The organism is uncultured Lamprocystis sp., from assembly GCF_903933125.1.
Lineage (GTDB): Bacteria > Pseudomonadota > Gammaproteobacteria > Chromatiales > Chromatiaceae > Thiodictyon.
In genome coordinates this window covers 32,806-45,693 of record NZ_CAIZIZ010000139.1, presented here as the reverse complement: position 1 = coordinate 45,693, position 12,888 = coordinate 32,806, and the positions used below count along the sequence as shown (strand labels likewise).

Genomic DNA, 12,888 nt, shown 5'->3' with positions numbered 1-12,888 from the left:
CGACTTCGCAGACCGACTACTCTGCCATTAATCCTGCCAGAAGCCCGCAGCGGTGTCTACCCCCTTGTGCGAACGTTAACTTTTGTTAACCCCCGCCAGCCTGCGCCGTGACTGAGGTCGCGCGGTCATGCTTCAGGGCTGTCCGCCGACGTGGGTCCAAAGGCGCCGACGGCGGCCGGCGCCGCGCTGTGGATCGGCATCACGCGGCCGAGGCGCGCGGTCAGCCAGAAGGTACTGCCGACACCAGGGGTGCTCGTGACGCCCACCTGGCCGCCCATCAGGGCCGCCAGGCGCTGCACGATGACGAGTCCCAGGCCGGTGCCGCCGTACTCGCGGGTTGTTGAACTGTCGGCCTGCACGAACGGCTGGAACAACCGTGCTTGCTGTTCCGGGGTCAGACCGATGCCCTGATCCGCAACCTCGATACGCAGCACACAATCGCGGGGACCCTGCTCCGTCACCCAGGCCCGCACCTGGACCTCGCCGTGCAGCGAGAACTTCACCGCGTTGCTGATGTAGTTCGCCACCATTTGACCCAGGCGCAGCGGGTCGCCGTGCAGGGTATCCGGGCACGCGGGGTCGACCCTGGTGGTCAGCCGCAGCCCCTTCGCCGCGGCCTGCGCGCGCACCAGATCGGCCGCGCGCTCCAGGACGGGGGTCAAAGAGAAGTCGGATTCGTCGAGCGACAAGCGGTCGGCCTCGACTTTGGCAAGGTCCAGGATGTCGTTGAGAATGCCGAGCAGGTGCTGTGCGGCCTCGCCGACTTTGACCAGCCGTTCGCGGGCTCGCGGGGCGGTGATCTCCCGCGCCAGCAGATGGGTCAGACCGATGATGGCGTTCATCGGCGTGCGTAACTCGTGGCTCATGTTGGCCAGGAAGGCGCTCTTGGCGCGGTTGGCCGCCTGCGCCGCGTCACGTGCTTCCATCAGGTCCAGGGTCCGCGACGCCACGAGGGATTCCAGATGATGGCGGTGGTGCTCCAGCTCGAGCGCGGCCTGCTTGCGCTCGGTGATATCCTGGATCACACCGGCAATGGTCAGGGTCTTGCCGTGCTCGGTGATGGCCCGGCCGATCGCATGGACCCAGCGGCGCTGGGCCGTTGCGGTGATGATCTCCAGTTCCAGGTCGAACGGCTGAGCCTGCTCGATGGCCCGCTGCAGCGTCGCCATAATCACCGGGCGGGACTCCGGCGTATAGAACGCGAGCGCGTGGTCGAGGGTCGGGATCGTGCGCGCTTCAACCCCGTGGATGCGATAGACGGCCTCGGTCCAGGTCAGCTCGCGTCGCTCCATGTTGAGTTCCCAGCCGCCGATTCCGGCCATCCGGCCCACCTCGTTCAGCAAGGCCTCGCTCTTGCGCAGCGCTGCCAGCGCCCGTTGGCGTTCGGTGATATCGAAGAAGGTCACAAAGATCTGCAGGAGTTGGCCCTGCTCATCGCGGATCGGATGGGCCTCGCATTGGACCCAGGTCGGAGCGTCGCGATCGGGCCTGATGATCCCCAGGTGGAGATTCTGCAAGGCGGTTCCGGAGGCCGCGACGCGTGTGACCGGAAACTCGTTTACCGGCATGCAGGTGCCGTCTTCCCGCAGGAAACACCAGCGCGGGTCGATGGCCGCAATGCCGCACAGTTGCTCCGGCGTCAGTCCCAGCAGGTGCGAGGCCATCGGATTGGAGAAGAGAATGCTTGTATCCGGTCTGTGAACGACCACGCCGGCGTGCAGATTCTCGATCAGGCCGCGGTAGTTGCGTTCGCTCTCACGCAGTGCGGACTGCGCCTCCAAACGCGCGGTGGCGTCGGCCAGGGTATCGGCGATGGTCTGGAGTGTCGCCAGCATCTGCGGCGCGTCCGGACGGTGGCGCGTATCCGCCAGCGACAGGGTGCCCAGGGTCTGCCCTCCGAGCGTCATGGGCGCGCACAGAAAGGTCACCACGCCGATCGTCTTCAGCGCCTGGTCCGCGTATTCCGGTCTGGTATCGGCGGCGAGTTCCACCAGGGGCCTGCCGGTCAGGGCGACCTGACCGGACAGGGTCGCGTCGATCTGCACACGCAACGGCGCATCGGCCGCCGCGGGTATCCCGACCGAGCCGGCGAAGACCATCTCCGCGCGCTCCGCGTCATAGGTCTCGATGGCGACGATCGGGAATCCGAGCCTGGTCGCCAACAGGGGCGGAAGGGCGCTGCGGAAGCTCTCCGCCGAGTCGGACGAGACTGCCAGCCGGGCCACGGCGCTGACCGCCTCGCGCGCGGTCTCGCTGCGTTTCCGTGCGGTGATATCGCGGGTCACGCCGAGCAGGGTCAGCTCACCCTGATCGTTCCAGAGATAGCGGGTGTTGACCTCGGTCCAGACGGTTGACCCGTCGCGATGCGTCTGCTCGATCTCGTCGCGGTAGGCATGGGTGCCGGGGGCGCCACTGCGAAAACGCGTGATACGCTCACTGATCCGCGCTTGTGCGTAGGCATAGGACTCGGCCGTCATCACCTCTTCGACCGACTGCGCCATGACTTCCGCGACGGTATAACCCCGCAGCCGCTCGACTGACGGGCTCATGTAGGTCCAGTTGCCGTTTTCCAGATTCAACAGCCACAGCACGTCGGTCGTGTTCTCCGCCAGCAGGCGGTACTGCGCCTCGCTCGTCCGCAGGGCCTGCTCCAGCCGCTCGCGCGCCAGCAGCTCCGACGCCAGCCGCACGGCCTGCGAACGGCTGCTGGTGAGCGCCAGGACCAGTGCGGTCAGCAGGAGGCTGATGGCCGTACCGCTGGTTGCGATCAGCAAGACCCGCGCGTCGGCCATTGCGGGTATGAGTGGTTGTGCGTGCGAGAAGCGCAGCGTCCAGACATGGCCGTTGAAGTCGATCGGGACGCGCACGGACTCCTCCGCGCCGACTGCCGCGCCCGGCGGTTCGGTCGGCTGGCTGTCGTATAGCAGGGTCGCGGGGGAGATCAGGTCACCGTCATTGATGCGTAAGCGAATGCGCTTGGTCTCCTGCAGATCCCAACCGCCGAGCACACCGTGCATCAAGTCGCTCATACGATAGGGACTGTAGACCCAGCCGAGCAGTGCGGCACGGCGTTCATCGACGGTCAGTGTCGGCTGCTCGGGTTGATAGACCGGAACATACATCAGGGTGCCGGCCTGCACGTCCTGATCCGTCTCCTGCACCAGCAGCACCTTGCCGGAGAGCGCCGCGACGTCCTGGTCCCGTGCCTGTTCCATTGCCGCGCGCCGCACCGGCTCCGTGAACATGTCATAGCCGAAGGCGCGGAGATTACGGTCGGAGAACGGCTCCAGGAAGACGACGGATGTATAGAGGTTGCGCTCGCCCTCCGGCCAGATCCGATAGTCCGGGAACCCCTGTGCACGCAGTTGCGCCAGGTGCCCGGTGAGTTGGTCGGTCGGGATCAGCAGCGCGAAGCCGATACCCTGAATGCCGGGGAGATTCAAATAAATCTTGCTGCGTTCGATGAATTGCCGCCACTCGTCCCGGGTGACTTCGGCCGATCCGGCGAAGAAGGCTGCCCCGCTGCGCAGAATCTGGGCCTGGGTGTGGAGGCGGGCCTGAATTTTGGCCGCGATCTCCTCGCCGATCAGCGCGAGTTCTCGGCGGTTCAGCGCCGCGACGTCGGTCTTGGTGTAGAGCGTCGCCAGCGCGGTCAGCAGCAGACCGACCGTGAGGCTCAACCAGGCGAGCCGGAGCTGTCGGCGCTGCGGCGTCGGGGTGTCAGGCATGATCCGCTGGATGTTCCGGCAAGCGCCTTACTCTTCGCGGAATGCGGGCAGGGCAACAATCCGGCGCAGGGTTTCGAGTGCCCGATCGAACTCGAAGGCCTCGATCTCTTGGCCCAGGCCGGCCGCGGCGGTTCCCAGCACCGGCTGGATCAGCGCTTCCGCGGAACGCCACAGGTTTCTGGCTTGGGTGTCGTCATCGGCCAGCAAGGCTTCGAGCTGGATCAGGATCTCGTCGGTCTTGACCCGATCCCATGTGGGCGGCGGCGGGACGGCGGGCTTTGATTCGATTGCTTCGATCGCTGCCAGGAGCGGACCCAACGCCTGATCAACCAGGCCGATGCAGGCCGCCACGTCCAAATCAGGCGCAGCGTCGTGCAGGGCCTGCTCCAGGGCCAGCGTGTGCTGGTGCAACTCCCGAGCACCGAGGGTGAGCGCCAGGCCTTTGAGGGTGTGCGCGAGATGGCGGACTTGCGCCGTGTCGCCGGCGGTCAGATAGCCGCGCAACAGGAGCGCGTCATCGCCGTGGCCCTGCGCGAACATCTTCAGCAGACGGACGTAACTGCCCAGCCTACCGCGCACGCATTGCAAGCCGGCATCCAGGTCGAGACCCGGAATGGCGGACAGGGTCTGTTGCAGGTCGCTCGTCGCCGGTACTGCCGCGGGCCGCGGCGGCGGGGTCTCGCCCGGCCCGGGCGGTGCCGGCAGCCAGCGCAGCAGGGCCGCGTAGAGCCGTTCAGGCTCGACCGGCTTGCCGATGTGATCGTCCATACCGGCCGCCAGACAGCGGCGGCGGTCATCATCGAAGGCGTTGGCGGTCATCGCCAGAATCGGCAGACGGGCCGCCGTGGCCGCGCGGATGCGCCGGGTCGCTTCCAGTCCATCCATGACAGGCATCTGCACGTCCATCAATACCAGGTCGTAGCCGCCGGTCAGTGCGCGCCCCACCGCCTGCTGCCCGGTGGCGACCCCATCGACGATGAGACCCAGGCCGCCGAGTAACTCAGCGGTGACCTCCTGATTGACCGGATCATCCTCCGCGAGGAGGATGCGCGCGCCCCGGTAGCGGCGCGCGAGGACCTCTTCTGCCGTCTGACCAGGGCGATGTCCGGGCTGAACCGCGAGCAGTGGTGCCGTGCTCCGGGTCAGTTCAGCGCCGGCGGCAACCGGTTCGGTGTGAACCGTCAGCCAGAAGGTACTGCCCTGGCCCAGGGTGCTATCGACCCCGACCTGGCCGCCCATGAGGTCTGCCAGACGCCGACAGATGATCAGTCCCAGGCCGGTCCCGCCGTAACGGCGTGTGGTCGAATCATCGGCCTGGGCGAATGCCTGGAAGATGCGCTCCTGCTGTGATTGGGCCAGCCCGATGCCCTGATCCTCGACGCGCAGCCGCAGCAGGACGCGCTGGTCCTGGTCATTCGCCGGATCGGCACGCAGGTCGGCACGCACCCGGATCAGGCCCTGCTCGGAGAACTTGATTGCATTGCTGATGAAGTTGAGCAGAATTTGCCCGAGCCGCAGGGGGTCGCCGCGCAGTGCGGCGGGCACCGCCGGATCGACCTCGACGGTCAGTCTCAGACCCTTGGCCGCCGCGCGTTCCGCCAGTATGCCAATCGCGTGTTCCATTAATTCAAGCGGGTTGAATTGGCCGTCCTCCAGAATCAACTGGCCGGCCTCGATCTTCGACAGATCGAGAATGTCGTTGATGATCCCCAACAGATGCGCGGCCGCTTCGCCGATCTGGTCCAGCCGCGCCTGGGACCTGGGCACCGTGATCTCGGAGCGCAGCAGATGGGTCAACCCGATGATGGCGTTCATCGGGGTGCGAATCTCGTGGCTCATGTTGGCCAGGAAGGTGCTCTTGGCGCGGTTCGCCGCCTCGGCCGCTTGCTTGGCCTGGGCCAGGGCGGCCGCGGTGCGCTGCCGGGCGATGATCCGCCACAGATCCTCGGCGATCAGTTGCAGTTCCTGGGCATCGCTCGCACCGTAGTCGCTGGACTTGTTGCCCACCCCGATGAGCATCCGCACTTGCCCCCCCTCGCGGACCGGCACGCCCAGGTGCCGGACCAGGTGGGTGTGGCCCTCCGGATAGCCCGCGCGTTGCGTCAGCTGCTGGTAGTCGTTATGAATCACCGGCTGTCCGGTGCGCAGCGTATCGGCCCAAATGCCGGCTTTGTCGATCGGATAATGCCCGGCGGTGGTCGCGGTGCACTGTTCTTTGGCCTGGCTCGACCAGGCACAGAGCCGGATCGTCTGCTGATCCCGGTTCAGGAAATGCAGATAACCGATCGGACTGTCGGTCAAGCGGGCCACCAGATCGATGCCGCGTTGCAGCAATTCCTGCTCATTCAGGTCGAGCGCCGATTGACTCAGTTCGAACAATGCCTTCAGACGAAGGTCGCTCTTGTGCAGTCGTTGATTGGCGACATCCAGTTCGGCGGTGCGCGCCTGCACCAGCGCTTGCAGGTGATGGCGGTGCAAATCCAACTCCAGGGCGGCCGATTTGGACTCGGTGATATCGGTGATGATCGCCGACAGGTAGTGTTTGCCTTTGAACTCGATGGCGCGGTTGCGCACCCGTACATGCCGCAGCGTGCCGTCTTTGTGGCGATGCAGGGTTTCGAAGTCCCCGCTGCCCGTTGCCAGGATGTTGCGAATCTCGGCGGCCACCCGCGCCGGGTCGTGCTCCGCCGCGATATCCGAGATGCCCAGCTGGGCGAACTCCTCCCGCGTATAGCCCAGGGCCGCGCAGGCGGCATCGTTGAACTCGACGAAGCGGGCCGTCTGCGCATCAATCAGCATGATGCTGTCGGTCGCCTGGGTGACGATGGCGCGAAAAACCTCATCACGTTCGCGCAAGGCGTCCTGGGCTTCGCGCAGTTTGGTGATGTCGCGGGCGATCCCAAGCACGCCGATCGGCTCGCCCGCGGCGTCCCGCAGGGGCGTCTTGATGGTCTCGAACAGGCCGTGGTAACCATCCGCGGCGAAGGTCAACTGTTCGGTGTTGACGGTCGGCCCGCCGGCGGCCAAGGCCTCAACGTCGTGAGCGCGGAAGAAGTCGGCAAGTTCCCGGTCGACGAAATCGTAGTCGGTGTGGCCAATGATCCGGGCCTCCGCCGCACCGAATAACCGTTCGAAGGTCGGGTTGCAGGCGAGGTAAACGCCATTGAGATCCTTGAGCCAGATCAGGTCAGGGATGGCCCGCAGGATGGTCTGCAACAGGTTCGAGTCCGCCGGTGTCGACTGGTGCTCGACGCAAGCCCCGGCCGCGTCGCTCAACGTGTGGTCTTCGGAAATCCCGATGGTCAGCGTCGACCGTCCACCTTGCGCATCGAGCAGGCGGCCGGTTTCGGAATGGACACTGGTCGGGTGAACTGCCATAGACATGGACGTCCTCGATCGCGCGGCCAGCGAGCCGCAGCCGGTTTCTGGGTCGGTCCGGGCGAGGCTTTGGTGCGTCGCCGGTCGCACGGCAACCAGGCACGCGCCACTGCACCGTCACATAAGCACAGTATGCACCGCAATCCAGCGGAAATCTTTGCTTTGTCATCAAATCTGTGAGCGCCGGCCCACCAGGCATCAAACTCAAGTCTTGATGCAGGCGGTGCCCGGTGGTACTGCGCCGTGTTCCGCGCGCCGGGCTGGCCGTCGCGCTGCGGGTAGGGGGCCGTCGGCAGCGGGAGGATTCAGTGCTCGGGTTCTCTGGGCTGACCACCGATCTCAACGTAACCAATGAGTTCTGCCGAGTAGCTGCCATCCCCATTCGCCGCGCCTTTGTGCCTGAGTTCCCGTTGCAACGTCGGCTCGACGGTGTGTCTGAAGAGATCGATCCGCTCATCCGGTTGGAGTGCCGCTGAGGTGGCGGTGGCGTGCAGCCATGCGTCGCACTGGCGCTCGACCGCCGGGACGCGCGTGCCGTCCGGCTTGACGGCGATGGGTTGGATCACGACCCGGCGCTCTCCTTTGCCGACAGACGCCTCGACCATCCACAGCGACAGCAACACCGTTGAGTCCAGGTCGCCCGCGACGGCGATACCGATCTCCTCAGGTGGCCGGCTCCGCCAGCGGCCAAGCTCCTCCTGCACCAATGGGTGATCCAGACCCATCAACTCCAAGTCGTCCCGGTCGGTGGCAAGGTCACGATTCAGCGTGAACCTGACGCGGTGCGCACCCCCGGTCTTCACCAGGTCGTAGGTCTCGTCGTCGATCTTGACCAGCCGGTGCCCCCGATCCACGACCGCCGCGGACAGGAACCGAACCAGCCGTTGCAGGCTCGACGAGACGTCGGAGAAGGGTTGGTAGTCGTCCAGACTGAAGCCTTCAAGATCCTGGAACAGATCGAACACCACCGCTCGCGCCTCGCGCGAGTTCGACAGGGCGGCCTCAAGCTCCACCTGGGTGCGCCGGAGTTCAGGATCGGACAGGGCCTCCTGATACAGGCGGTCGTAGTTGAGCCGCTCGGAGAGCTGACCCAGGATCTGCGCTCGCAAGTCCTCGGCGATGTTGCCCTGATCGTCCACCTTCCCAACCGTGCGCGCAATCTCCGTCAGCTTTTCGTCCAACAGCAGGAAGATGCGGCCCTCAATGGTGTCCGACAGCACCAGGTTGTAGACCTGTGCGGTGGAGTTCTGGCCATAGCGATGGATGCGGCCGATCCGCTGCTCCATGTCCATGGGGTTCCAGGGTAAGTCGAAATTGAACAGGATACGGGCGAATTGCAGGTTGATCCCCTCACGCCCCGCCGCGGTGCAGACCAGGACGCGCGGGCCGTCTTTTTGGCGGAAGCGGCGTTCGGCTGCCACCTTGGCCCCGTGATCGCCGCCGCGCAGCACCGCCACGCCCTGGCCTGGGAAGGTCAGGTCGATCTCGCGGGCGATCAGGTCCACGGTGCCCAGATAGGTTGCGAACACGACGATCCTCTCGTCCGGGTTCTGCCGCCACAGGGTGCCCAGGCCGTCGAGCAGCTTTTGTGCCTTGGTCTCACGCTGCTGCGGGAAAATCCGCAGCAGGTCGCCGATCCGCATCCGCTCTTCGGGCAGATGCAAGTCCACTACCGCGGAGGCCGCCTCCTCGGCATGAGTCGACGAATACTCGCTGCCATAGGGGTCGGCGGCCATCTCCAGCGCCTCCTCGTCCAGCTTCTTGATCAGCCGGTACTTCAGATCGGCCAGCACAAGCTCCACCTCGCTGCGGCCGATGGCATCGCGAGCGATCTCAAACTCCTCATGGATGAGCTCACGGGCCTCATTGAGCAGGCGCTCGCGGCCCTCGATGTCGAGGTCTTTGTCGCGCAGAAAGGCTTCGTGGAGCGTGAGCATCAGCAGACGGCGCTTCAGGGTCCGTCGCACGGCGGCGAAACTGGAGGCCGCAATCTTCTGGAAGATGGCCATCAAGAAACCCAGGGCACGACCCTTGTTGCCCTGGCGGCGCGCGAGATCGAAGCCGTCTTGCAGATACTCGCGCAGCCGCTCGTAAAAAAGGCGTTCCTCCGCGCCCATCAGGAAGGATTCGGTATGGACCCAGCGGCGTGCGAACAGCGGTGAACCATCCGGCTGACAGGCGTCGGCCTTGGTCCGCCGAAACATGACGGTGTTCAGGCGATGCCGGTTTTCGAGCATCTCCTCCGGGCTGCCGAACAGCGTCGGGTTCAGGAGTTGGACCAGCATCCAGAACTGAAAGTGGTTGCCCTGGTGAGGTGTGGCGGAGAGCAGCATCAGGTCTCGCGAGTGATCCTTCAGCGCCTCGGCCAGCTTGTAGTTCTCGGTCTTGCGGACCTTGCCGCCCATCCGATAGGCGGCCAGATGGTGCGCCTCATCGAACACCACCAGGTCCCAGCGGGGTGCGTCCAGCAGTCGCTTGATTCGGGCGGGGCGTTTCAGGGTATCGATGCTGGCGATCAGCCGGTCGTGCTTGGCAAAGGCGTTGGTCTTGCGGTCGGTGATATCGCCCTCCGAACCGAAGACCTCAAAGTCCAGATTGAAGACGTCGTTGAGCTCTCGATGCCAATTGTTCACCAATCCCGCGGGGACCACCATCAGCGCCCGGACCAGTTCCCCGCGGCTGGCCAACTCCCGCAGGATCAGCGCGGTCTCGATGGTCTTGCCCAGACCCACCTCGTCTGCAATCAGGTAGCGTCGAGGGGATGCTGTAGCGATGCGATGGGTCAACACCACCTGGTGCGGGAGCAGGTCGATACGGGCGGAGGTCAGGGCCGCGGCGCTCTCCATCACCGGCAGCGCGTGGGCCTCGTAGGTGAGCCAAGCCTTTTGGGCGCGATCTGCGCCGCTTGCCACGGCGCGCAGGATACGTTCCGTACGCGTAAGCTGGCGGCAAACGGATCCAACCGGAACGCGGCGCTCGCCGGCACTGAAAAAGGCACGCAGGTAACCATCGCGAACGGAGTCAAGGACGACACCTTGTCCGTACTCGTGGTGGAGTATCCGTTCGCCGGGTTGAAACTGGGGTTCGGTTTGCGCTTCCAAGCCCTGGTCTCAGGTGATGCGCAGGTGGAACAACCCAGCCGGCTTGGCGCCCTCGCGCAGCAAGACCTCCTGCGGATAATCGAGCGCCTCGCCCCACAGGACGCGGCCGAAATCCAGGGCTTCTTGGCCGTGCGGGGCAGAGCAGCGCCAAGTTACCGCCTCGGTGGCCGGATTGACCTTGATCCGTCCCTGGCCGGAGGGCAGCCAAAAAATGAGGGCCACCTCCCCCTCGTAGTGGGACTGGAACGACAGGATGGCGTCTTTGATGACATCGCCCAGCCAGGCCTCGGCGTCCGCTGGGGTCAGCAGGTCGAGACAGCCCTCCAGTCCCGCGACCACCAGGGTGTTGTTGTCGTTGCTCGGCAGGTCTTCAGGCCAGTGGCCCACGGCACGCAGGAGTTGCCGCAGACTCCAGACCTCACTGGCCGCGCAGACCTGGTTGCGCGCCTCCTCGTCCCAGATCCAACTGGTGCCGCGGCGTTGCCAGACGGTATCGAGGGTCTGTCTCATGGCTGGCCGCTCCAATGCAATCGGGTGCGCCGCGCCACTGCTTCGGCAAGTGTCCGGAAGTCCCCATAGCACTGCTGAACATACGTTTGATGTGCACCGATCGCACCGTCCGCGGGCTTGAGCAGGAACATCGGCTTGCGTGCATCCATCGCCAGGGGCATCAGACTCCGATAGTGTTTGATGCGGGTAATCTGGTCACCGCCGGGTGATGTCGAACCGGGCGAGACCGAGCGACCCTCGCCAAGCACAGACTCACGATAAACCCCTGGGATACGCGCATGCCACCGTTCGTAAGCCTTGGTCGGTCGCCCGAGACGCTCGGCATGCTGCATCAGTACGTAGCCGATCGGCGTCATCTCACCCTGGGGTAAAGCCACGCCTTTGAGGGGCGATTTAGCATAGGACTGGCGCCAGGTCTCACGCCATTGGCGTAAGACTGGTCCCAGGTTCTTCAAGCCTTGCAGCGAGAACAGGTCCGGCGCGACCGGCACGACCACATGACTGGCCGCGATGAGGGCGGCGCGATTGATGGCGCCAAGGTTGGGACCAACGTCGATCAGACAGACCTCCGCCTCATAGCTCGATGCAGCCTTTTCGATCAGCCGCCAAAAGGCCGAAGTCACCCGAAACGCACGCTCTCTTCCCTCGAGACAGCGAGGCCACTCGGTAGACAAATCATCTTCGAGACGCGCCAACGCCAGATCGCCAACCAGCAGCGCAACGCGCTCCGTAATCGGTTCGATATGCGCATCGCGGATATCTCCGGTCCCGCCAAAGAGCGGCTGCACGGCCCCGAAAATAGTCTCCGGATGCTCATCATCGGGCCACAACTCCTCTAACCGCTCCTCGTTGAGGGCCATGATGGACAGGTTCGACTGGGGATCGAGATCGGCCGCCAAGACGCGATAACCCAGCTCACCATACATTCGGGCCAGGTGGTAGACGAGCGAGGTCTTGCCAACGCCGCCCTTGTTGTTGAAGAAGGCGATGCTGATCACCTGGCAGCCCTCACGATGGCGGCGACGAAACCAGGCTGAACCTCGAAACGCAACCGCTCGCCAAGCAAGCGCCGGGCGATGCTGATACCGGCGCCAAACCGCTGGACATAACCGAGCGCCCGCAACGCCTCCGCCAGATTCGGATTGCGATAATCGGTCACACCAGGCAGGCCGAAGTTCTCTGGCGTCACGCTGCCGAATGGTCCGCCCGGATTGTGGATCTCGATCCGATCGTCGAACCAATAGACCCTAACCGGCGAATGGGTAGACTCATAGGTACGGTGCATCAGCGCGTTGCGAGTCAATTGGCGCAGCGCGTCAAGCGGGTAAGCCACCTCACGCGACTCCTGCACCAGGTCGCCGAAACGCACGCCCTGAACGTTATGTGCATTCAGCTTGTCCTCCAGGCGGCGAATCTGATCGGCGACCGTACCATCGATGACCGCGTCATCTTGTACGGGGTCGGCAAGATCGACTCCGGCAACGCGCAGAAACTGGGTATAGGCACCGGACAGCCAATCGATCGGACTCTTGCCAACGACGAGCAGACCCAATACCGTCGGGATGGGCTCGACATCGGACAGAATCATTTTGGTGGCAGCCAGGCGCTGCTCGAGGCTCCGCTCGTTAGACGTCAGAACGTCCGCAGCAACGGCGGATGGCAGATACTCCTGTTCGAAGCGCAGGCGGTCGAGATCGTCGATGGTGGCTGAAGGGACCGGCTGCACATCGAAGGGGCGATCCCGATGCCGACGGCGCTCGTTCAGGATGCGCTCATCCTGCGCGCTGGCCAATCCACGCCGCGGTCCCCAGCGCACATGGACCCGGCCCCGGCAACGCGCTGGGGGTGTATCACAAGGCCACACCGTGATGACCGCGAGCTGATGCCCAAGCAGCCGGCGCTTCTCCACCAGCAGAGTCGGCGGCGGCGCGATGTTGCCGTCGGTCTTGATGTCCGCCAACTGCCGCAAGAACTCGTCCGAAACATTCAGTCCGACTGGCGTGCCGTCATCGCGCGCGCCGATAAACACGACGCCCGGCGCGCCGTGTCCAGCCAGATCGTTAGCGAAGGCACAGACAGCCTCGCGCACCGTGTCCGGAGCCTTGCCCTTAAACGACTCCTTGCGCTCGACCCGATCCGATTCGAGATCGGTCAGCATGGCTTCGAGATCC

Annotated in this window: 6 protein-coding genes; all 6 read right to left on the bottom strand. The window is 64.8% G+C overall.

The genetic code is table 11. The features are described 5' to 3' along the window. Positions 1–125: 125 nt before the first annotated feature. Entirely contained in the window at positions 126–3,728 is a 3,603-nt protein-coding gene (locus QZY03_RS06720) for a CHASE domain-containing protein (RefSeq protein WP_295579363.1), read from the bottom strand. Between the two features lie 27 nt (positions 3,729–3,755). Further along, positions 3,756–7,112, bottom strand: coding sequence for a PAS domain S-box protein (locus QZY03_RS06715; RefSeq protein WP_295579361.1), 3,357 nt, complete (start codon positions 7,110–7,112; stop codon positions 3,756–3,758). Between the two features lie 299 nt (positions 7,113–7,411). Beyond that, entirely contained in the window at positions 7,412–10,207 is a 2,796-nt protein-coding gene (locus QZY03_RS06710) for a DEAD/DEAH box helicase (RefSeq protein ID WP_295579359.1), read from the bottom strand. A gap of 9 nt (positions 10,208–10,216) precedes the next feature. Beyond that, positions 10,217–10,717: a hypothetical protein gene (locus tag QZY03_RS06705; protein ID WP_295579357.1), complete on the bottom strand. Its 501-nt coding sequence runs from the start codon at positions 10,715–10,717 to the stop codon at positions 10,217–10,219. Continuing rightward, positions 10,714–11,715 (bottom strand): ParA family protein, encoded by a 1,002-nt coding sequence (locus QZY03_RS06700; protein ID WP_295579355.1) that lies wholly within the window; start codon positions 11,713–11,715, stop codon positions 10,714–10,716. Before QZY03_RS06700 ends, QZY03_RS06705 begins: the two co-directional genes overlap by 4 nt. Next, positions 11,712–12,875, bottom strand: coding sequence for an ATP-binding protein (locus tag QZY03_RS06695; protein ID WP_295579353.1), 1,164 nt, complete (start codon positions 12,873–12,875; stop codon positions 11,712–11,714). Before QZY03_RS06695 ends, QZY03_RS06700 begins: the two co-directional genes overlap by 4 nt. Between the last annotated feature and the right edge of the window lie 13 nt (positions 12,876–12,888).

What these genes read in the sequence shown, in the direction of transcription:
- QZY03_RS06720 (WP_295579363.1), bottom strand. Translation starts at nt 3,728, where the DNA reads ATGCCTGACACCCCGACGCCGCAGCGCCGACAGCTCCGGCTCGCCTGG.
- QZY03_RS06715 (WP_295579361.1), bottom strand. Translation starts at nt 7,112, where the DNA reads ATGTCTATGGCAGTTCACCCGACCAGTGTCCATTCCGAAACCGGCCGC.
- QZY03_RS06705 (WP_295579357.1), bottom strand. Translation starts at nt 10,717, where the DNA reads ATGAGACAGACCCTCGATACCGTCTGGCAACGCCGCGGCACCAGTTGG.
- QZY03_RS06695 (WP_295579353.1), bottom strand. Translation starts at nt 12,875, where the DNA reads ATGCTGACCGATCTCGAATCGGATCGGGTCGAGCGCAAGGAGTCGTTT.